15 protein-coding genes are annotated in these 23,320 nt (G+C 38.8%); 7 read left to right on the forward strand and 8 right to left on the reverse strand.

Annotation, left to right across the window (positions count from 1 at the left end; genetic code table 11):
• Window positions 1-258 precede the first annotated feature (258 nt).
• The 3 genes from A6E04_RS03105 to A6E04_RS03115 all read left to right on the forward strand — a co-directional run bounded on the left by A6E04_RS03105 (window position 259) and on the right by A6E04_RS03115 (window position 4,754).
• Window positions 259-1,392, forward strand: coding sequence for a GGDEF domain-containing protein (locus A6E04_RS03105; protein ID WP_065609923.1), 1,134 nt, complete (start codon window positions 259-261; stop codon window positions 1,390-1,392).
• Window positions 1,393-2,163: 771 nt separating this feature from the next.
• Window positions 2,164-3,183, forward strand: a complete 1,020-nt coding sequence (locus tag A6E04_RS03110) for an HlyD family secretion protein (protein ID WP_023602784.1) — start codon at window positions 2,164-2,166, stop codon at window positions 3,181-3,183.
• A gap of 20 nt (window positions 3,184-3,203) precedes the next feature.
• On the forward strand, window positions 3,204-4,754 hold the full coding sequence (locus tag A6E04_RS03115; protein ID WP_017021550.1) for a DHA2 family efflux MFS transporter permease subunit: 1,551 nt from the start codon (window positions 3,204-3,206) through the stop codon (window positions 4,752-4,754).
• A gap of 67 nt (window positions 4,755-4,821) precedes the next feature.
• Here the strand turns inward: A6E04_RS03115 and A6E04_RS03120 are convergent, their stop codons facing one another.
• The 5 genes from A6E04_RS03120 to A6E04_RS03140 form a co-directional block, all read right to left on the reverse strand.
• Entirely contained in the window at window positions 4,822-5,619 is a 798-nt protein-coding gene (locus A6E04_RS03120; RefSeq protein ID WP_017021549.1) for a Cof-type HAD-IIB family hydrolase, read from the reverse strand.
• A gap of 177 nt (window positions 5,620-5,796) precedes the next feature.
• On the reverse strand, window positions 5,797-8,949 hold the full coding sequence (locus tag A6E04_RS03125) for an efflux RND transporter permease subunit (RefSeq protein WP_065609925.1): 3,153 nt from the start codon (window positions 8,947-8,949) through the stop codon (window positions 5,797-5,799).
• Window position 8,950: 1 nt separating this feature from the next.
• The gene (locus tag A6E04_RS03130; RefSeq protein WP_065609926.1) at window positions 8,951-10,069 is read right to left on the reverse strand and encodes an efflux RND transporter periplasmic adaptor subunit; all 1,119 of its coding nucleotides are present in this window, start codon (window positions 10,067-10,069) and stop codon (window positions 8,951-8,953) included.
• Window positions 10,070-10,246: 177 nt separating this feature from the next.
• On the reverse strand, window positions 10,247-11,173 hold the full coding sequence (rlmF, locus tag A6E04_RS03135) for a 23S rRNA (adenine(1618)-N(6))-methyltransferase RlmF (RefSeq protein WP_175365411.1): 927 nt from the start codon (window positions 11,171-11,173) through the stop codon (window positions 10,247-10,249).
• A gap of 246 nt (window positions 11,174-11,419) precedes the next feature.
• A complete protein-coding gene (locus tag A6E04_RS03140) occupies window positions 11,420-11,776 on the reverse strand; it encodes a YibL family ribosome-associated protein (RefSeq protein WP_012551459.1) in 357 nt (118 codons plus the stop codon).
• Window positions 11,777-11,862: 86 nt separating this feature from the next.
• On the opposite strand from A6E04_RS03140, the gene arfB reads away from it, so the two are divergent.
• The 3 genes from arfB (at window position 11,863) to A6E04_RS03155 (ending at window position 15,951) form a co-directional block, all read left to right on the forward strand.
• The gene (gene arfB / locus A6E04_RS03145; protein ID WP_012551458.1) at window positions 11,863-12,276 is read left to right on the forward strand and encodes an alternative ribosome rescue aminoacyl-tRNA hydrolase ArfB; all 414 of its coding nucleotides are present in this window, start codon (window positions 11,863-11,865) and stop codon (window positions 12,274-12,276) included.
• Complete coding sequence (locus A6E04_RS03150) at window positions 12,276-14,195, forward strand: RecQ family ATP-dependent DNA helicase (RefSeq protein ID WP_065609930.1); 1,920 nt, start codon at window positions 12,276-12,278, stop codon at window positions 14,193-14,195. The genes arfB and A6E04_RS03150 overlap by 1 nt, the downstream gene beginning before the upstream one ends.
• A 112-nt stretch (window positions 14,196-14,307) precedes the next feature.
• Entirely contained in the window at window positions 14,308-15,951 is a 1,644-nt protein-coding gene (locus tag A6E04_RS03155; RefSeq protein WP_023602778.1) for a flagellar assembly protein A, read from the forward strand.
• Window positions 15,952-16,071: 120 nt separating this feature from the next.
• On the opposite strand, the gene punC is transcribed toward A6E04_RS03155, so the two are convergent.
• Window positions 16,072-17,265: a purine nucleoside transporter PunC gene (punC, locus tag A6E04_RS03160; protein WP_017021543.1), complete on the reverse strand. Its 1,194-nt coding sequence runs from the start codon at window positions 17,263-17,265 to the stop codon at window positions 16,072-16,074.
• A gap of 133 nt (window positions 17,266-17,398) precedes the next feature.
• Between punC and punR the strand changes: the two genes are divergently transcribed.
• Window positions 17,399-18,301: a DNA-binding transcriptional activator PunR gene (punR, locus tag A6E04_RS03165; RefSeq protein ID WP_065609933.1), complete on the forward strand. Its 903-nt coding sequence runs from the start codon at window positions 17,399-17,401 to the stop codon at window positions 18,299-18,301.
• Between the two features lie 109 nt (window positions 18,302-18,410).
• On the opposite strand, the gene pdxH is transcribed toward punR, so the two are convergent.
• Both pdxH and A6E04_RS21250 read right to left on the reverse strand, forming a co-directional pair.
• Complete coding sequence (pdxH, locus tag A6E04_RS03170; RefSeq protein ID WP_065609935.1) at window positions 18,411-19,046, reverse strand: pyridoxamine 5'-phosphate oxidase; 636 nt, start codon at window positions 19,044-19,046, stop codon at window positions 18,411-18,413.
• 131 nt (window positions 19,047-19,177) lie between these two features.
• Window positions 19,178-23,320 (reverse strand): Ig-like domain-containing protein (locus A6E04_RS21250; RefSeq protein ID WP_244886239.1); only part of this gene is annotated, 4,143 nt, incomplete at its 5' end.

The following is a 23,320-nucleotide window of genomic DNA, read 5'->3' on the forward strand; positions in this document are numbered from 1 at the left end:
TATATCGCACGCTATGAATTCCACAAAAAACATTAAAAATCAACCTGATGAAATCAAATAAAAACACCATGAATCCTAAATAAATCTCAATTAATCAAATAACTTGAAGGCATATCACAATATCTTTGTAATAAAAATGAGACTTTATAAGATTAGACTTTAGCTTCACCATTGGTGTTGAGGTTATTTTTATTACTGAAATACAAACCACTTTCCTACACAGGAAGTGGCTAAATATTCGTCAATAATGGTGTTTATATGGATATTAGCACTCTTTCTATTGTTAGTGTTTTCTTATCAGCAATGCTTAGTTTCAGCTTGTTTTTTTGTTATCGATACATGTTTGACGGGATGATTAAAGGTGTGAATCACATCTCTTTCGCATTATTTTTACTTGCTCTGAGTATTTTACCTATCAGTTTAGGCTACACTCAAACGTCTTGTGCCGTCGTTTTTGTTTCAAATAGCCTTTATGCCGTCGCAGTATCTCTATTGTTTATCGGCATCGCTTACATTAGAGCACCAAAGAAAAACATTATTTTAATTTGTTCTATTATTTCAATAATAACGATACTGACCTTTACCTACTTCACTCTAGTCACACCATCAGTGAGTGCTAGAATCAAAATTCGAAGTTTCTTTATTATTATAATGAGTATTATTGGTATTTATATTAATAGAACAGGTCAAGTTCAAGACAACAAAGCCCCTTTACTTCTACTTAATGCCATATTAATGATAAACGCTATCGCGATGAGTCTGCGTTTAATATGGGCTTATACAGAGATCCCAGTAATACACTATCTCAGCATTTCAGAAGTACATAAAATGGCCTACATTCTGATGATAGTCACAAGTATCACGATCAGTTTTACTGTCTTCTGGATATTAACTGAACGTCTAATATCAAAAATTCATAGCGCCTCTGTCACTGACGAACTAACAAAACTCTACAACAGAAAAGGATTAGAAGAGTTTCTAGCAACACGCCTTCCAATCAAAAGAGATTCATGTGTATCTATCATATTGGCAGACATCGATAAATTTAAACGAATTAATGATACGTATGGGCATCATTATGGCGATTTAGTCATAAAAAACTTTTCAACCATTCTGCGAGAACAATGTCGAAGCGATGAAGTATGTGTACGTTATGGTGGAGATGAATTTCTAATCATCTTACTGAATTCTCCCAAAGACACATCGATGAAAATCGCTCACAGAATACAAAAGGTGGTCGCAACTCAATCTATAGACTCCATCACCTATAGTGTTAGTTTTGGCCTAACAGAAATGACGGCTAATGATAATTGGGATCGTCTTATAAGGCGTGTTGATAGTGCCTTATATACAGCGAAAGCGAATGGGAGAGATTGTCTGGTACAGACCTAAACAACAATATCAATCTTAAATATTATATGATTAAGAGCAAATAAAAATCCTACTCGGTGAGGCTTTAAAAGCCACCATAACTCATCCATTAATTCAGATAAACGTATCCAGCTCTGCAACCCCTTAAAGCGTGTATATTTATAATAAATTATTGATATAAACGTTTGCTTTACGTTATATGGTACAACGCTTTCATTGAGTCATTGATTACTAAAAATCTTATTTATATTTAGAACTAGACATTTCACAAAATGAGGAACATTCTAATCAAATAATTCGGAACATCACCTAGAAACATAGATAGAATGATCATGAAAAATAATAATAAAAAGACCTATTCCCCACTTATTAACATAAGAACGATCTCTCAGGTACTCACCTAGAATTCGCTAAAGCCAGATACCATATAAGCCTGTTCAGAACTTATTAAGTCAAAGAACACGACTATAACTGGTTGATCCTACAAAAAAATAATCCACAGTTTCTGTAATTTATTACTTCCATCTAAGAATGGTGATAATTCATATATGGACTACAGTTAGTTATAACTAAATCTCTCTATTTCCTTATTTTTTAATAGATAGAGATGATGAAAACTACACATAATTTAATAATCATCAATTAAAGCTAACAATAAAAAATATAATCGATCCTATATAGCTTTTATTATTCACTTTAATTTAACACTCTTTTTATACTTATATTTTATTTATTTTTAAAAAGACAGTGATTTTATTCCTTAAATAAAAAGACAATACATTAGGACAGAACATGACAGACAAGAATACTCACTTCACACGGAATCTACTTGCTACAGGATGTATTGCAGTTGGACTTATTACAGCTGGCTACTTTTACGTAAAGCATCAAGAGCAATTCCCAAGTACTGATGATGCTTATGTTCATGCCAATATTGTGTATATTGCCCCACAAATCAGCGGCAAAGTCATTGCCACAGACGCGACAGATTATGCATCGGTAAGCAAAGGCGATTTATTAGTACAAATTGACCCTGCCCCATATCAAGCAAAACTTGATGAAGCAAAAGCCGCTTATGAAATCGCAACCTCCAATAATGCCGCCACCGACGATGCCATCCTAGCTGCCAGTGCTGATGTAAAAAGTGCGATGGCAACACTGAGTGATGCTCAGATTTCCTATAAAAGAATCAAAGAATTAGCGTCAAAAAATTTATTACCAGAACAGAGTTTAGATGATTCACGCCAAAAGCTATCATCCGCTGAAAACAATGTCACCGCCACTAGAGCACGCATGTCTCAACTGATTAAATCACAAGGCGCAAAAGGTGACGCCTCTCCTGAAGTTAAAAAAGCCGCCGCCGCATTAAGCCAAGCCAGTTTATCGCTGTCGTACACCAATATTTTTGCTGACCATGATGGGACGCTAGGTAAAGTTCAGGTTCATCCTGGTAGTGTCGTTGTACCCGGACAAGCATTAACGCCTCTTGTAGAAGCGAACTCCTATTGGGTACAAGCTAACTTTAAAGAGACTCATGTCGGCCGTGTAACAAAAGGCATGAAAGCAACCATTACGTTAGATCTTTACCCTAATGTTAAATACATCGGTATTATTGAGGCAATTTCTCCTGCTAGTGGCGCTTCGTTTTCATTACTTCCTCCTGAAAACGCAACAGGAAACTGGGTAAAAGTACCGCAACGTTTTCCAATTCGCATCAAGCTTGATAACAACCAAAATAAACTTAAATTTCCTTTACGTGTAGGTGCGAGTGCATCGGTAACGGTTGATACATTAGCTCCTCTAGCGGAATAACCGGCAAAAAGGAAAAAATCATGACGAATGTCATTATACCGGCAGAAGAAAGCTTGAAGGATAAAGGCGATACCAAACGAACTTTAGTCACCCTCGCTGTAATGCTTTCTGCCATCATGGTATTGCTTGATATGACTATCGCAAATGTTGCCCTCCCACACATGATGGGTGCATTAGGCGTGACCTCAGAGCAAGTAACATGGGTATTAACGTCCTACTCAATGGCTGAGGCTATCTTTATTCCTTTAGCCAGCTTTTTAGCGCTTAAAGTCGGGGTTAGAAAGCTATTATTAATCTCTGTCGCTGGGTTTATTATCACCTCTGCGCTATGTGGTCAGGCTGACTCATTGGCTGAAATGGTGACTTTCCGGATCATGCAAGGTGCTTTTGGGGCATCTGTTATTCCATTATCACAGTCGATTATGATTCAAATCTATCCTCAAGAACAACGCGGTAAAGCCATGGCTTTGTTTAGTGTTGGGATATTACTTGGTCCAATCCTAGGTCCAACTCTGGGTGGTATCATTACTCAGAATATGGATTGGCGATGGATATTTTACGTCAATCTTCCTGTTGGGCTTATCTGTTTATCTCTGATTTACTTTAATGTAAAAATTGAAAACAAAGGACCGACTAAAATCGATTGGCCAATTGTGATTGGAATGGCGTTAGGGATTGGTTTGCTGCAAATGGTGCTTGATCAGGGGAATGAAAAAGGCTGGTTTAGTTCAAATCTGATTCTGTTTTCATCCATCATTAGTGCTATCGCTATTGCGTATTTTGTTCGACGTTCGTTCAAGATAAAAGGAGATATCGCACCAATATGGTTACTCAAAGATCGTAATTTAGCGGTGTCTTGTTTAGTCATGGGTGGGTTTGCTATGGGGATGTTTGGTATTACCCAATTACAACCGATGATGTTAGAGCAATTATTAAATTATCCTGTTGATACCACGGGTATTGCGATGGCTCCCAGAGGGTTAACCTCAGCCATTGTATTAATCATGCTCGCGGGTTACATGGATAAGCTAAATGCAAAAGTGCTGATTGTTATTGGCTTGCTACTCAACGCATATGGCACCTATTTAATGATAAAATATTCGTTAAATATCGATATGTTTTGGATTTTGTTCCCTAGTATTATTCAAGGGGCTGGCATGGGTTTAGTTTTCTCGCCATTAAGCCAATTAGCTTACTCTACGTTATCAAAACAAAATGCAGTAAATGGGGCGGTAATGTTTAACCTTTTCCGTACTATTGGCGGATCGTTTGGTATTTCGATTGTTAATACCTACTTCAGCCGTATGGAACAAAAAGAATGGAACTCTTTAGGTGGGGATCTCACATTAAGTAATCCAATACTACAGCAAGCCGCTCATTCCCAAGGGTATCAAATCACGGACCCTTCGTTCTTAGCGCAGATCCAAGCGTTACTACACCAACAATCGACAATGATGGCGTTTGTGTCTACGTTTGGATTTATAATGGTCTCTTATTTATTGCTGATTCCTTTCATTGCATTATTTAAGAAGAAAATTGCAAATCAAGATCAAGCGATAAAAGAAGCCTAATAATTCAATGACAAATGCCATAAGTCAGTGTTTAACTTATGGCATTTTATTCAAATTTTACTGTATTTTATAGCACCATCTCTTTAATCACGGTATACACACCCGCCTCTTTGTTACTTGGTGCCATAAAGCGTGCTGTCTCTTTTACTTTTTGATGTGCGTTTTCCATTGCGTAGGAATAGTAGCTTTCTTGCAGCATTTCTAAATCATTCAGGTAATCACCAAAGCTCATTGTCTCTTCAAAACTAAAACCCAATGTATGTTGTAGATGTTTAATAGCCGCACCTTTTGAAGCCACTTTATTCATCACATCTAGCCAAATTTTAGCGCTTACCACCACTTGATGATTGTGCCCAAATTTTGCATTAATCGTCGGATACACATTTTCTTCCGAACCATCAAAATGACAAATGGCGACTTTAATGAATTCATCATCAACAGCAAGTACATCTTCTACATATTGGCAACGATGATAATACTTTGAAAACTCAGCCACCGCCTTTGGATCTTGAGTTTCTATATACGCCGATTTTTTACCACACAACACCAAATGTGTACCTTCAACCGAACGCGCTTGATTTACGATATTATCAATAGAATCTTTAGGGATAGTACAACTGTAAAGCTCTTGGCCTTTGTGCATAACAAGCGTGCCATTTTCCGCAATGAACATCATACGATCACTGACTGGAGCAAATGTTTCAGCTAGGCTGTAATACTGGCGACCAGACGCCGCAGCAAACATTATGTTGTTGTTTTCTAATTGCTGATAAAGATCGAAGAAGCTTGGGTCTAGCTTGCCGTTTTCATTAAGTAATGTGCCATCCATATCGGCAGCAATAAATTTTACGTTATATTTTGGCATGGGTAAGTACTCGAAGAAAAATTGAATGCGTGAAGCAATAAGAATTGAGTATATACCTTAGCTTTCCTCGCTCCGAATGACTCTAGCCCAAAATGAGATCTTAATTTCAAGAAGCTCAAAAAGAAAAAAGGAGCCACGAAGGCTCCTTTATTAAATTATGAATAATCAGGCAATGATTTACTCATCATCAATTGGAACCAGTTTGGTACTGCCACCATGCAGCTTCTCACGACGGCGCTGTACCATGGCGTAGAAACCAGGAACAAGTAACGTACCGACCAATAGCACACACAATAAGCCGCCAATGAGCGATACACCCAAAGAGTTTTGGCTGATGTAACCCGCCCCCGATGCAAACACCAATGGCAAAATACCTAAGATGAATGACCACGATGTCATGTTTACTGCTCTGAATCGTAAACGACCACCGTTAACCGACGCGTTATTTAAATCAATCTCTTTTTCTTCACGCTCATTCTTAGCAAATTCCACAATCAAAATAGCATTTTTAGCTGCCAAGGCGATTAAGAGAACTAAGCCAATTTGAGCATAAAGGTTCAAGGGCATTCCAGCTAAATTCAAGGCTAAGAAAGAACCAAAGGTAGCAACAGGCACAACAAGAATAATTGCGAGAGGAATACTCCAACTCTCGTATTGCGCCACCATAAACAGGTAGATAAAGATCAGTGCTAAAGCAAAGGCATAAATCGCTTGGTTACCCGCTTTTACTTCTTGGTAAGCCATGCCCGTCCATTCATATTGGTAACCATGAGGAAGCACCTCTGCTGCCACACGTTCCATCGCTGCAATCGCATCGCCACTGGAATAGCCTTCCGCCGGTTGACCTTGAATGACTGCTGAGCGATACATGTTGTAACGCCACGCTACATCAGGTTCAAATACCGTGTCATAAGTAACCAGAGTACTTAATGGCACCATTTGACCCGAACTTGTACGCACATGGAATTTATCCAAATCGTCCATACTGCTGCGATATTCACTGTCTGCTTGCATGGTTACTCGGAAGTTCTTACCAAACATGGTGAAATCATTTACGTACATCGATCCCAAATTGCCTTGCAGCGTTTGGAAGATAGATCCTAATGATACGCCCAGTTGCTTCGCTTTTTCACGATCAATATCTACATAGTAGTGCGGAACATTGGCACGGAACGTACTGAAGGTATATTGAATTTCAGGCTGCTGATTGGCCGTCTGAATCACTTCATTCATCACGTTCGCCAAATCAGTACGATTACGCCCTAATGTGTCTTCCAAGACAAATTCAAAACCAGAGGCTGCGCCCATGCCCGGAACCGCTGGCGCTCCCATCGCAAAAATAACCGCTCCTGGCAATTCCATCGCTGAACGTGCATTAATACGATTAGTGATAGCGAATGAAGAGTTATCTCCCTCCATATCGTTACGATCATTCCACGGTTTTAGCTTCACAAACAGTGAGGCACCGTTTGATGCCGAAGCTCCCGTTAAGAATGCGTAACCATTAGCCACGGTAACCCCATCTACGCCTTGTTCGCTTTCTACAATCTCTAGCAGTTTTGCTGAAACTTCTTCAGTACGAGAAAGTGACGCTGAATCCGGTAACTGTACGTTGACCAATAAGATCCCTTTATCTTCTTGAGGAACAAATGCCGTTGAGGTATTTTTTGCAAGGTAAGTTACCGAGCCAAGAGCCACAGCAAAGAACATCATCAGGATCAGTGTCTTTCTAACAAAGAAACCTGCTATTTCACCGTATTTATTAGTGACTTTATCTAAACCACGGTTAAACGCTTTAAACCAACGAGCCGTATTATCGCCCCCCTGTTTTAGTACTAAAGAACACAATGCAGGAGAAAGTGTTAACGCATTAATTGATGAAATAACAACAGCAATACAAATGGTTAATGCGAACTGACGATACATAATGCCAGTAATTCCCGGCAACATCGCCACAGGAATAAACACCGCTAATAGCACGAGAGTTGAAGTAACGATTGGACCAGTCACTTCTTTCATAGCCATTAATGTGGCTTTTCTTGGGCTCAATGAGGGGTCACGCTTCATGATGGTATCGACGTTTTCGATAACCAAAATTGCATCATCCACCACGATACCAATCGCTAGGATCAAACCAAATAACGTCACGGTATTAATCGTAAACCCTGTCATTAGCATGACTGCAAACGTACCAATTAACGAAACAGGAATTGCAACGACAGGAATTAACGTTGCACGCGCACTGCCCAAGAACAGATACGTTACCGCAATCACCAATAAAATGGCTTCAATCAGGGTTTTAATTACCCCTTTAATAGACTCAGCTACGAATAATGTCGTGTCATAACTGGTTTCATACGACATGCCTTCTGGGAAGGTTACGCTGAGTTTATCTAGCATGTCCATCACCGCTTGGCCGCTTTCTAATGCGTTTGCATCCGATTGCAGAGACAGCGTTACGATAGATGCAGGTTGACCTCTAAATTGACCATTACCATCATAAGATTTCTTCCCTAATTCTACACGTGCTATGTCTTTTAGATAAACTGATGAACCGTCATTATTTGCACGAAGCACCACACTTTCAAACTCTTCTACCGATTCTAAACGTCCTTTTGTCACTAGGTTAAATTGCACATCTTGAGCACTCGCATAAGGTGCAGCACCAATTTTACCCGCAGCAACTTGTACGTTTTGCTCAGCTAAAGCAGCTTGAACATCAGATGTTGTTAGGCCTAAGTTGGTCATTTTGTCAGGGTCTAGCCAAACACGCATTGCGTATTCACCACCACCAATAACCCCAACTTCACTTATCCCCGTAACCCGCGCTAACTGATCTTTGATGTTCAAGTTTACGTAGTTAACCAAAAACTGATCATCGTATTTTCCATCAGGAGAATAGAAGTTCAGCACCATTAACAAGTCCGGCGAACGCTTCTTAACTGTTACGCCAACCATTCGAACTTCTTGTGGTAGTTTAGATTCGATTTGCGCCACACGGTTCTGAACGTTGACCTGAGCCATATCTGGATCAGTGCCCACATCAAAAGTGACATTCAGGGAGTACGATCCATCATTGGCACTTTTAGAGGACATATAAATCATATTCTCAACGCCGTTGACCGAGGTTTCTATTGGATCGGCAATGGCTTGTTCTACTACCTCTGCGCTTGCTCCTGTGTAATACGCATTCACGCTTACTGAAGGCGGGCTGATTTTAGGGTATTCCGCCACAGGAAGAATGGCGAGTGCGATGGCTCCGGCAAGAGTGAGTATGATAGAAATAACCAGAGCGAACTTAGGACGCTGTATAAAAAATCGACTTAACATATTAAGACTCCACGTTCTCTAGACGAACCTGAACTCCGTTTCTTACACGCTGTAATCCTTTTACAAGCACTTGCTCATTAGCTTCTAAGCCAGAACTGATAATCACGCCTTCTGGTAATTGTTTACCCAAAGTAACGTTGCGTCTTTCTGCCACATTACCTTCAGTTAATACCATGACAAAACTGCCTTCTAAATCACTTTGCACTGCACGTCTTGGTGTCACCACAACGTCAGTCGGTGTTTTTTCACGTAGGTTTACATTGATATGCTGGCCAGGTAAAAGAGTGTAATCCGGGTTATCAACCAATGCTCTAAGTGTTAATGTGCCCGTAGTTTGATCAATTCGGTTACTAATGTAATCAATCTTACCTAGGTGTTTATACTCTTCACCATTTTCAAGATTAAGCACAACTTCAACTTGGTTAGACGCACCAGAACCATCGCCTTTTACTTGATCAACACCCATCAATAAACGCTCACGTTCACTGATAGTAAATCGAGTTTGAATGGGGTCTAAGCTAACCAGAGTAGTCAGTTCACCCGACGCAGAAGACACCAAATCACCAATACTTACCTTGCTGTCACTAATACGGCCAGAGAAAGGGGCGAGGATTGTCGTATAAGAAAGATTCACTTCTGCAAGTTTCAATTGCGCTTGAGCCGATTCAACCTGAGCCTCACCACTCAATAATTGAGCCGTTAAACCATCAAATTCAGCTTGGCTAATATTGCCTTTAGGGAGAAGATTTTTACCACGTTGGAAATCAAGCTGTGCTTTTTTCAATTCAGCATTAGCTTGGGTAATACCGGCTTTTGCATTGGCGACTTGGGCTTCAAAAGAAGAAGGATCAATTTGGAAAAGTACATCGCCTTTAGTGACCATTTGGCCTTCTTTAAATGAGCGAGACTGAATATAGCCAGAAACATGAGCTACAATAGAGGCATCTTCCATTGCTTCAATACGACCAATATAAGTTTTGCCTTGTTGATATTGAATAGACTCAACGGTATGAGCAACAACAAGAGGGGCTTGGGGAGAGGTATTTTTCACCGTGTCATCACTGCAACCAACGAGTAAAGCTGCACTCACCAAAGACGCAAGAAGTGTTTTAGATTTCATAAAATAACCATTTAACTGTCGAATTATGCTTATTCTGACAGTTAAATGATTGAAATTATTAGCTTTAAATTACCGACTTTGTTACTGAATATGTCAGTAATGTATTTTTAGTTACTTTTAGAATGCAATAAAATGTAACCACATGATATTAAACAACTATAGTAACAATATAAAAGCTTATAAATTTACATTTGCTTGAAAAGTCCAAGCAACAAAACGACTGATTTTATGACCTTGTGCCATATCAATCGTCTTAATTGTTTTTACACCAAGTCGTGTTAATTCTTGATAAAGCGTATCAACGTTTTCTTTCTTAGAAATTAACGTAGTAAACCATTGAACTTGCAATGCAAACTCACAACTTTCTTGTGCCATTTTAGTGATAAATGCGATCTCGCCGCCTTCATACCAAAGCTCAGTATTTTGGCCACCGAAATTTAATTTTTTCACGCCTTTTAATTCATTATACGCGTGACCTTTCTTCGATTTGCTCGTTGCTAAGTTCTGCTGTTTACGCTCTGATCCTGCCGTTGCTTCTTCTTCTGATGCATGGAATGGAGGGTTACACATTGTAAATGCAAATTCATCTTGTGGCTTGATAATACCTTTAAAGATATGTTCATCATTCGCCTGTAAACGACACTCAATGCTTTTCTTCAAGCTTGGGTTATTGTTCGCAATAAATGACGCCATTTTAAGCGCTTGTGGATCAGTATCAGAACCAACAAAGTTCCATTTGTATTCACTGTGCCCAAGAATTGGGTATACACAGTTGGCGCCAACGCCAATGTCTAAGCCTTTAACGCTCTTACCTGTTGGGATTTCGCCATCGTTCGTGATAGCAAGTAAATCGGCAATATTATGGATGTAATCAGCACGACCCGGGATCGGTGGGCATAAGTATCCTTCAGGGATATCCCAAAAAGGCACATCATAAAAATGAGCTAATAATGCTTTGTTCAATGCTTTAACAGCAAGAGGATCTGAAAAGTTGATTGATTCATTACCATATTGATTCGTTTCAACAAATGCTTTCAGTTCAGGGGACGTCGCAATCAACGCAGGAAAATCATAACTTGCATTATGTTTATTGCGAGGATGCATAGACTTTTTAATCGGCGCTTCGTTATTACTCTTAGATGCCGATTTATTTTTTGAAAAATGAGAATGAGAATGAGACATGGGAACTCAATGGTAATAAATAATGGCGGCTATAATAGCTTATCTTAACTCTGATTACTTTAAATAACGTCGATAAGAATAAAGGAAAGCCCTCAAATTACGCGCATAAAAAAAGCACCCAATGTATTTCTACACCTGATGCTTTTTTATAAAGAATAAACTTATTAATTAGAATGCTTCAGGAGCAAAACCAGTCATTTCTTTAAGACCAAGTTCTCTGCCCAAAGCCGTCATTGGATGCACAACAACTAGACCGCGAACTGCTTTTTTCAGTTTGCCCATATCCGCTTGCTCTGCTTTAGTAATCGCTCGTTTGAAATCAAGATTACGAACTTCAGTTCCTTTATTCCCTGTTTCAAATTGCTTTTTACCGTTTAATTTTGCAACTTTCTTTTCTAGCGTTTGGATTTCATGCAAAAACTGTTTAACAATAGGCTGATCGTCGCGCTTTTGTGCAGCCTCTAAACGGTGCTTACAACGATCTAGTCGATGATGAATTTTTTGCAGTTCTTCTTTTACACTCATGAAATTACCTTTGTATTGAAAATGGTGCGTATTGACGCTACCTGATAGTATACCCTCTAATAGAAGATCGATCATAGGTTTATTACATGCTAACCATTTCAAATTATGTTCAGTTAGCCAGCTGGGAAATAGAACTCACCGCAATTAGAGCGCAAGGTGCGGGTGGTCAAAATGTTAATAAAGTCTCTAGTGCAATCCATTTACGCTTTGATATTAATAGCTCAACACTTCCTCCTTTCTATAAAGAGCGATTGCTCAAGATGAAAGACAGTCGCATCACGAAGGAAGGTGTCATTGTTATTAAGGCTCAACAATTTAGAACACAAGAGAAAAACAGAGAAGACGCACTTGAGCGTTTAAAAGTATTGATTCAATCCGCGGCTGAAACTCAAAAAGCACGCAGAGAAACAAAACCAACACGTAACTCTCAACGTAGACGTGTAGACAATAAGACCCAACACGGTCAAACAAAGAACATGAGAAAGAAGGTAGATTACTAATGACATATCAGCAGACGTTAAAAGATGTATTTGGTTTTGATTCTTTAAGAGGTGGTCAACAACAAGTTATTGAAAAAGTACTTAATGGTCATTCGTCTGCTGCCATCTTCCCGACAGGATCAGGGAAATCCTTATGCTACCAATTGCCTGCGCTTTTATTACCAAACCTGACTTTGGTTATTTCTCCTTTACTTGCTTTGATGAAAGATCAAATTACTTTTTTAAAAAGCAAAGGCATTGCAGCAGCATCCATTGATTCAACCCAAACTCGTGAAGAGACTCAAGCCATATTACAAGGGGTAAGAAACGGCGACATCAAAATTTTGATGATTTCCGTTGAGCGCTTGAAGAATGAGCGTTTCCGTCAATTTATTGCACAGATCAACATTTCATTATTGGTCGTCGATGAAGCGCACTGTATCTCAGAATGGGGGCATAATTTTAGACCCGATTACCTCAAGCTCCCTCAAGACAGAGAAGCCTTAAACATCCCAAATGTCTTACTATTAACGGCTACGGCAACACCTGCGGTTATTGAAGACATGAGTAAAAAATTCAAAATAGAAAAAGACGATATTGTTATCACTGGCTTCTACCGTTCTAATTTGGACATTTCAATTATTCCTGTCGAAGAAGAACAAAAACGTTCGACTTTATTTGCGACACTACAACAGAAACCAAACCAACCAAGTATTGTTTATGTCACGCTACAACAAACGGCTGAGAACGTAGCTCAATGGTTACAAAGCAATGGCATTCAAGCCAAAGCCTATCATGCCGGTTTGAAACACGATATTAGAGAAGACATTCAACATAAATTCATGAATGGTGAGCTTAATTGTATTGTGGCTACCATAGCATTCGGTATGGGTGTCGATAAATCAGATATTCGTCAAGTCATTCATTTTGATTTGCCAAAATCCATTGAAAATTATTCACAAGAAATTGGCCGCGCAGGTCGTGATGGTGCCCCTTCTTTTTGTACGGTTCTTGCTAACACCTCAGGGCTTAATGTCTTAGAAAACTTTGTTTACGGTGACACGCCTGATAGAGAAGCCATCCAATATGTATTAGACGATATCTACAAATCCTCAGATACATGGGAAATTCAACTATTACGTTTATCTAAAGACAGCAATGTACGTCAACTCCCATTAAAAACATTGTTAGTGTATTTGGAACTAAAACAAATCATTCAAGCAAAATACAGCTATTACGCCGATTACCGATTCAAAACCTTAATTCCAGTCAGTGATATCGTTAGTAAGTTCCAAACAGAAAGACAACACTTTGTGTCTATTATTTTTCAATGCTCACCAAAAGCAAAAACATGGCACACCGTCGATTTTGATGCGCTTTGGATGGGTTACCAAGGTGAGCGTAAACGTGTTATTTCAGCCCTGGATTATTTTCATGAACAAGGTTGGATCGAGCTTGAAAGCAAGTTAATGACTGAGGTTTATCAAGTATTAAACAAAGTAGAAAGCACTCATGTCCTTTCTCAGGAGCAGCATCAATTATTTAAGAATAAAGAAGAAAGCGAGATTAAACGAATTCATACCATGCTTGATTTCTTTGAAACTAAAACTTGTTTAAGTCACTCATTAGCGCATTATTTTGCAGATTATAACGCGCCAGAACAGTGTGGTCATTGCTCGGCGTGTCGCTCTGAAAGTGCACACCTTCCAAGGAATAGTGTGTCATTTTTAGCGGACGACGAACAAGTAAGAAACTGGTGCCAAGAATTACAAAACAACAGCAAAACCCCTCTCGCCAATGCGGTTTTTGCACGATTTTTATGTGGTATTCCAACGCCATTAACAACCAAAATTAAAGCCAATAAAATGCAAGGATACGCAAAATTCGAATCCCAACCCTTTTTTGAAGTACTTGAATTAGTCGGAAAATTAAACGGCTGATTTATAAACTGTGAGCGTGTTGGCACTTATTTACACATTATGTGAATCCCATACGTTATAAATGATAATATTCTCTCTTATGCTGCGGAAACAGCACGTCTTGGGAGAGAATATGATTGAGCACTTTTTGGCATTTTCAGAAAATGAATCTGTTGTACATTTTACTATTCCTGAAAACACCACGTTAACTCAACCGATTGAAGCGGCAGATATTCATCATGGTTTGCATACGATGGGGGCTAATGAATATTATTTGTTTGAAAATAAATTAGAAGACATTCTATCTGCATTCAATAAAGGCGATTTCACCGCCATAACAAACACATTAATTGCTCAACGTTTAGATGCTCAACTCTCTATCCACCTTCAAGAAGATGAAATGCTCGCTTCTATGACCGTCACTGGTGCATATGGAGGTCACTCTGTACGTGGTCCCGCTATTGTCGCAGCCCTAACAGAAAATTATATTTTAAAAGGCATCAAAAAAGAAAATCTTAAAACCTTACTATTAAAAAGCAAAGAGCTCACTCCTGGAGAAACGTATTCAGACATCATTGCTGTAGGTCGAGAAGCCATACAGGGTGAAGACACTGTCTTTATCGCCTCAGTTCCTAATATTCGCGAACGTATTTTACAGCCACAAAAAACGACTGATGGTCATGTGGATATGCGTAATTTAGGCGAAGTCATTAGTGTAAAGAAAAATACGCCCTTAATGACACGAATCCCCGCTACTCAAGGTGTCGATGGGAAAACAGTGACCGGAAAACGGATCGCCGCAGTCCCAGGTAATGAACACTTCTTTCATCTTTATCCTGGCTCATCAATTTCTCTCGTTGATCCTAATTTACTTATTTCTGATATTGATGGCACCCCATTAATTCATGGTTCTGGTGTTGCTATCGATAATTTACTGACACTAAAAACAGTCAATGCGACCACTGGACATGTGTCATTTGAAGGCAGTATTTTTATTCAGGAAGACATTGAATCAGGAATGAAAGTCACTGCAACAGGAGGGATTACTGTTGGTGGCTTTATAGAAAATGCTGAAGTCATTGCAAAACACGACATCACAGTAATGAATGGCATCATTGGCCGTCCAATGCCAGAAGGTGAAGCTCTAACTTGCTTGGTAAATACAGAAGGGTCAATAACAACTAAGTTAGCTCAAAATGCGCATTTAATCGCACACGATGATATTCACATTACATTGCATGCAAATCATTGCTTAGTCGAGTCTTTAGGCTCTATTTTTGTTATTGATAAAGCAGAAAGAAATGGCACAATCAGTGGCGGAAGTGCGACGGCAAATGGCTCAATCAAAACCGCAAATTTAGGGATTGAAGGCGGGGCTTACACTAAGGTTCATGCTTTTCATAACTTCACGGATCAAAAAGAAACGCTTCATTCATTGCAAAAACGTTTTGATGACGTGAGTGCTCAAATCATCAAAATTTCACAAATAAACATTGCCCGTCAATCTCCTGAGCTCGCAGAAAAAATTCTGAGATCCAAAGAACAATCCAATCAAGATCTCCTTATTTTAAAATCTGAATTAGAAAAAGAGCAAATTACCTTTAATAAAGGGTTGAAAGAAAATCATGTCTTTGTAACGAATAAAATTTTTCCTCGTGTAGACGTTCAATTCAATACTGAACATTTAGTCACGAAGAGAGAATACAGTCCAAGCAAGATATCTTACTCTGGCTACGACATCGATATTGAGCCAGTAATGATCAAGAAAAAATATTAACCCAAACCTGATATTCTCGAGTAGAAATAATCAGACAAAAAAAATAGCATTGACGATTACGCTCAATGCTATTTTTTATCCTGCTCACTTATTAAAAATAATTCTCATCTAAAATAAGTATTACTGTTTTGCTAATACCATCTCTTCTTCTTTATTCGATTTGAATACAAAGACAGCACCAATAAATAAGAACACCAACTGCAGTAACATAACGCTACCCATTGAGATTGGTCCTAAGTAACTAATGCTTGATACCATCGCACTTGCCGCTACACAAAACAACATTTGTAAGAAGTTCAATAGACCAGAAGCAACTGCGCTGCCTTCTTTAAAGTCCATTAATGCATTATTCACCACAATCGGATACACCGCACCATTCGCTGCTGCTAAGAAACAGAAAGGAATTAGCATTGGAATGATTGAGGTAGGTTCCATGCGCCATGCAATTAAGAACACAACACTCACACTCGCGATTGATAATTTTAAAATCCAAGGAAGTACTTTTTGGCTTTCAAAACGCTCTAATGCCCAACGACAACCGTAACCACCAACAATAAACGCAATGGTCTGTGGAATGTAACTTAAGCCAATATCTGCACCTGAATAGCCCATTTGTGTCATTACAAAAGGTGATCCAGTTAACCATGCAAAGAAAATCGCAGAGCTTGCTGCGTAAATCAGCATATTACCTGTGAATTTTTTTGACTTAATAACATCACGGAAAGTAATGGTTTTTGCATTAGAGTTTACCGCTTGTACTGGTTCTTTATCCGCAAATGTTCTTACCGCAAGACCAACACCAATAATCGTTAATGTCACAAAAATCATTGACCAGCCATAGAACTTTTCAATTGCTGCGCCCAATAGCGGAGCTAGTGCAGGAGAAAGAGCAACTAGAGGCATAATTGTCGCAAAAATACGTTGAGATGTTTTTGCATCATAACGTTGAATAACCATTGCTTGCCAAATAACGTTTGCACTACAAGCACCTAACGCTTGGAAGAAACGAGCAACTAATAGCATTTCGACACTGGTTGAAAACGAAGCAACTAAACTGCTTATTGCGAAAATAGTTAAACCAATGATAAGTGATTTTTTAGTCCCTAATTTTTGAGTCAAACGCCCATAAAAAAGTTGACCAATAGCCATACCAAACAAGAAAATACTTAACGTTAGACCTATCATGCTTTCTGTTGTTGCCAGATCACCACGAATGATATCGAATGCAGGTAAATACATGTCTGTTGCTAAAAAGCCCAACATACTTAGGCCAGCAAGCCAGATATAAGGAATCGATTGTTTTTGCTTATCCATGTTCTTTCTCCAAAGATGAACATATTTCTAGAATTATTTGCATTCTATTTGCTAGTTGCTACTCTTGTGAAACGATAATATTTGCACTTTGCATCAATATTTTTGATGTGAACAATTCACCATCAGGTTTTTTATGTTTTCTTATCACGAATTAATCACGATTGAGTCTGTAGCACGCCTTGGTAGCTTTAGTCATGCCGCTGAAGAGCTGCACAAAGTACCGAGTGCGATTAGCTATACCATTAAGTCTGTCGAAGACCGATTAACTGTGTCTCTTTTTACTCGATTACATAGAAAAGTAGAATTAACCGCTGCCGGTGAATATTTTGTTGAACAAGCAAGAAAACTGCTTAAAGAGATGGAAGACATACGTTTAAATACACAACGCGTCGCCAATGGCTGGCAGCAAAGTGTCTCTGTTGCCTTAGATAACGTGGTACGAGAAAACAGTGTGAATCAACTCGTTCGTGATTTTTATGCAACCTTCCCAGATATAGAACTTCAATTAACAATGGAAGTATTTAATGGCGTATGGGACGCCCTAATGACAGGAAGAGCAGATATAGGCATTGGAGCAACGGCAACTATACCTATCGGTGGTAATTTCTCTTATCGTCCAATGGGAGAGCTTTCATGGGACTTTGTCATGAGTACGACTCACCCTCTTGCTAATTATAATGGTGCCATCCCTGATTCTGAACTGATGAAATACCCAGTGATCTGTCTAGAAGATACTTCTCGTATATTACCAAAGCGAACAACCTGGCAACTGGATAATCAACGCCGATTAATCGTTCCTAATTGGCACAGTGCCGAGCAGTGTTTTATTGATGGTCTTGGCGTTGGTGTTATTCCAAACCATAAAGCAAAACGATTACTTTCTTCTGGAGAAATCATTAATAAACAAATTGAGAACAATATTGCTCCCAGTCCATGTTGTCTTGCATGGAATAAAAATAATGAGTCAGTTGCGATTCAATGGTTATTGGACTATCTCGGTGATACTGAAAAATTAAATACAGAATGGTTAAAATAAATACCCACTCGCTTTATTCTAATGTCTACCGACACAAAAAATGCAGAGGATCGTATGATCCTCTGCATTTTTTGTTAATTACGTAAATCTATATCACATTGAGTCAAGATCATGGCGCTAATCGATCGATCACCCACTTATCTTGATCTTTGCTGTATAGAAAGCGGTCATGCAAACGGCTATCACCGCCTTGCCAAAATTCAATAGAATCAATCTTGACTCTAAACCCGCCCCAGAATTTAGGTACAGGGATCTCACCTTTCGAAAATTGTTGCTTCAGTTCTAGATATTTCCCTTCTAGCGCCGCTCTCGCGGTCAAGCGACTGCTTTGCTTACTTGCCCACGCCGCAATCTGACTTTCTTTCGGTCTTGACGTGAAATACTTCATGTTTTCTAGCGCCGTCAGTTTTTCAGCCGTACCTGTAATATGCACTTGGCGCTCAAGAGGATGCCAAGGAAAATGCAATGAAATTTTACTGTTATCTTCGAGGTGTTGTGCTTTTCGAGAAGCAAGGTTGGTATAAAAAACGAATCCAGTGCTATCAAAATGCTTTAGCAATACAATACGTTGAAATGGCTGTCCATTTTTATCAACTGTAGCCACTGTCATGGCGGTTGGATCCGTCAGTTTTGCCTCTACCGCTTGTTTTAACCATAGTTCAAACAACTCGATAGGCGCTTGTGGTAAGTCAGCTCTACGCAAACCACCAAGACTATAATCACGACGGATATCTTCTAATTCCATTATTATATCTCCAACTGATTTTTCTAAATTGTGCTCTTTTGACATCATTTAATCAAGAGTTAGACCTTGAGGTTCTGTAACAAGTAAAAAGAGCCACAAATAGGCCCTTTATCTAGATCCACTTTATATAACTAGTTATTATCATCTAACTTAAACAGTTGGTTATCTAATAGTTGAGTTAAGATCTCTGATTGATTTGAGAAATTGGCATCTTCTAGTCCAAATGAACCAACGCCGCCTTCAACAATGATGGTGTGATTATTATCAGAATCATCGGTAATCGCTAACGTTAAGTCATCACCACTTTCAGATACGGTTACATGAGACAGTAAATCTTCCATATCAACCGCGCTATCACTGCCACTAATGATATCTGTTAGATCAATCAAGTCCTCACCGACAGTAAAATCTTTAATCGTATCGCTACCAGTACTAACTCCTTGGTCAACCCATTTAAAGATATCTTCACCAGTACCCCCGACTAAAATATCATCTCCTAACCCGCCAATTAGAATATCATTACCTTCATGGCCTAAAATAATATCTGCATTATCCGATCCGATAACAACATCATCGCCAGTTGAACCATTAAAACTAGAAGTTATTGCCGCGTTAACTTCTCCACTAGGACTTATATTTAACGTTACCAGTTGCTCACTCTCTAGGCCATTATCATCTACTGTTGTATATAACACTTCAAAAGCAACCGATTTTCCTGATTCAATATTAGGAGCTGATAATGACGGTTGGAAATAGTAAGAGCCGTCTTCTTCAATACGTAAATCACCATATTCTGTATCAATAACTAACTGATTATTATCTTCACTAACAATATACGTCGTACTTGAAATTACGCCGTTTTGCTCTATTACTTGTAATACTTCAGCTTTAGTCTCATCAATAATAATAGCAGCCGCATCTAAACCTATGATACCCATAAGAAGCGCACCAGTTTGCCCAATAGTAGGGCGAAGCTTTGGTAACTCAGTGAGTAATTGCCCATCAGTGAGGTAAACCACTTTGTCAGAGATCTGATTTAATCCACTTAGTGTTGTATTTGAATCTCTAACAATACCAATAGCGGTAACATCTTTACCTATAATAAAATCTTCCCAAATATCTTTAGGTCCATTATTACCACCTTGCCAACCACCATCATTATCACCATCACTGAAGAAGTAAACTACATCATTAGTTTCTCCTGTAATATTGGTAATTTGAGTGTCTTGATAACCAGACATTACAGCGTAGATACCTTCCTCGTAATCAGTGCCTCCTTTAGGATAAAAATATTCATCCTTATCTTTTTCGGCAATATCAACAAGCGCCGCATTTAATGCATCAATTGCACTTTGAACGGTGAACCAGCCAAGCGACTCTACATCTTTATCCTGACTACTGTATTTTTGATCATCAAAATCAACTAATTGAACTTTAACCTCTTCAGAACCTTCTTGAACCTTCACATTATTAAGCATAGCTATTGAGGCTTCTAAAACTAGCTCCATCCTTGTTTTATCTTGATCTGGATTTGAGTTATCAGATTTAAAAGGTTTATGACCCATACTGCCCGATGAATCAAGAACTAAAGAAATCAATGTTGTCGGCGTTTCCCCTCCTTGATCTGCATGTATATCTTGGCTAGGTGACGCAGTAACAGTGGTTGTCACTTCTGAATTATTTGAAGATTCTTTTGCAACCGCTGAAACATCAATATCAAGAGTTTCTGTCGATGGATAACGAACAACTAAATTATCGTAATTAATCGTTTGAGTGCTTTGACCTGTAATATCAATCACCCAAACTTGCTCGCCATTGATCTCTTTAAATTCTCCAAGAGGTTGGTTGGTGTCTTTATCAAAAATTTGAGCGCCAGCAGGAAGACCTGAGATATTAATAGCATCTAAATATTCACTACCATCTGTATCCATTACAGATGCAGATAAATCTAGTGTCGTTTCTGTCTCTTGTAGAATCGTATACGTTCCATCAGGATTTAGCTCAACAATGGCATCAGAGAAGATTAATCGCTCGATTTCATACAGATGGTCACCTAAATTAGCATCCCAGTCACCTGAAGGATTAGCTGATGAGTCTATTCCCCTAGAATCATAGACTGCCCATTTATCGACACTTCCACCAGCATCACCGTGATTTAAAATCGAATAATCACTAATTGAACCAGAATAAATGACAACATCGTTACCATCATTATTAATATTTGAACTTGAATCATCTCCATCAATTTTATCATCACCAGCACCTCCGATAAAAAGATCATCTCCATAACCACCAAGAAGCATATCTGATAAGTTAGTTCCAATTATATGTTCATTATCAGAATCACCAATCACACGACGTTCAATGCCAGCCAACTCTACGCTATCTATATTTACACCAAGAGAAGCTTGTTCTTCCAATGTAAGAACTTCTCCATTAATTAATTTGTCATGAATAGAAGGAGCTATTGAAAGAATCGTTGATATCGATTCACCTAAAACAACAGATAATGTTGGCTCATCAGCAACAGCATTAACGATAAGTGTTGCAGTTCCTGTTGATGATTGATATCCGTCGGTCGCTGTTATTTCAAATTCAACTGCATTATTACTATCAAAATGTGCATTTTCTGTAGGCGTAAATTGAGCACCTATAACTTCATCACCATTAAAAATAAGCTCTAAAGAACCAAATGCTGGATCAACCGTAATATTAGTTAACGTAACATTATCTCCATCCAGATCTGTTATCAGCAAGTCGTTTAAATTTAATGGGATAGCGATATCTTCATACGTCGCATTAAATACTGAATCGTCAATGATTGGGGCATTATTTATCGCACGCTCAGTACTGTCAGTTGAAACAGTAATAACACCAGTATCGGTAGCATCATCACTATCTGTTGCTTGATAAGGAATATCTTCACTCACCATAGCATCAACGACTTCAACACCTTGCAATGTCACATTCGAATTTGACGCAGTGGAACCCTCTCCATGAACGGTATAAACCCGAATTTGGTCAAAGCCGCTATCAAGTTGAATATTAGCGGTAAACTCACCGCTACCATCATAAACATTATGAGTTTCATCATCGAAGATATAAGGGCTTTCTCCAACAAGAATCCCATCTTTAAATAATAAGATATGAATTTCAGCATTCGCATTACTATTTTCTGAATAATTACCAAAGACACTACCAAAATCAATATTAACTTCTCTAATATCAACATCTGTTGTATTTGTATTTCCTACATTAGTAAAGTCCACTTCAATATAGTCTTGCGAATTTACATCTATTTCACTACTGCCAACACCTAAACCTGTTTCATTTGTTGCTGAATCATAATAAAGCTCATCTGCCGTTAATGTACTTGTCGTATCAGGTCGTTCTCCAGAATAAGTTCCCCCTGACACAATAACACCGCTAGCTAAAGTGAAAGACGTCACCGTACCGTTATTATAGTTAGGAGCAAAATCTTCTGTTGCATTAAAACTCAAATCATCGTTTATTGCATCGTTAAGTTCATATTCAATTTGAGAGTCTTCAGTTAATAACGTTGTTGCTGTGATTTCAGTACGAGTGTCTCCATCAACAAGATATAGAGTCCCAAATTCTGGTAACTCAGTAATGTTGATTCCAACAGATTTATCATCTGTAGTACTAGCATCGTCTTCAATATCACTCACATGAGGAGCGAAAGTAAATTGAACGCTTGTATCGTCTGTTAATGTGATTTCAAAATCTGTAGCAATAGGGGCTGAATTAACCGTAACGTCTTGGGTTATTGACATCGTATTACCCACAATGTCTGTAGCAACAATACTTAATAAGTTTGAGCCTTCTTTTAACGCATGATCAATATTGATCGTGTATACACCATTCACATCAGCTGTACCTGTCGCCGTCTGCGCTTGATTGTTTGCATCCGTATAATTGATTATCACGTTCGCGCCGGCTTCAGTTACGCCGGTGATATTTGGTGTTGTAATGTTAGTTACAGTATCAGTATTTAATCCTGTGTTTGTTGCATCTGTAATATCAGAAGTTAATCCACTTACTTGTGTATCGACCGTATGCGTTGAAGAACCCCTGCTGATCACTGGATTGCCCGCACCGTCCGTTGACGCCACGCTTACTTCAAACTCGGTGTCATTGGCTAGATCATTGCCCGCCACGTTCACACTCCAGTTGCCATTCGCATCAACCGTGGTTTCGTAATCAGTGCCATTGATGGTCATGATTACCACATCGTTTTCACTGATGTCGCCACC

It is taken from the genome of Aliivibrio logei, from assembly GCF_001691055.1.
In the GTDB taxonomy this organism is placed as follows: Bacteria; Pseudomonadota; Gammaproteobacteria; order Enterobacterales; family Vibrionaceae; genus Aliivibrio; species Aliivibrio salmonicida.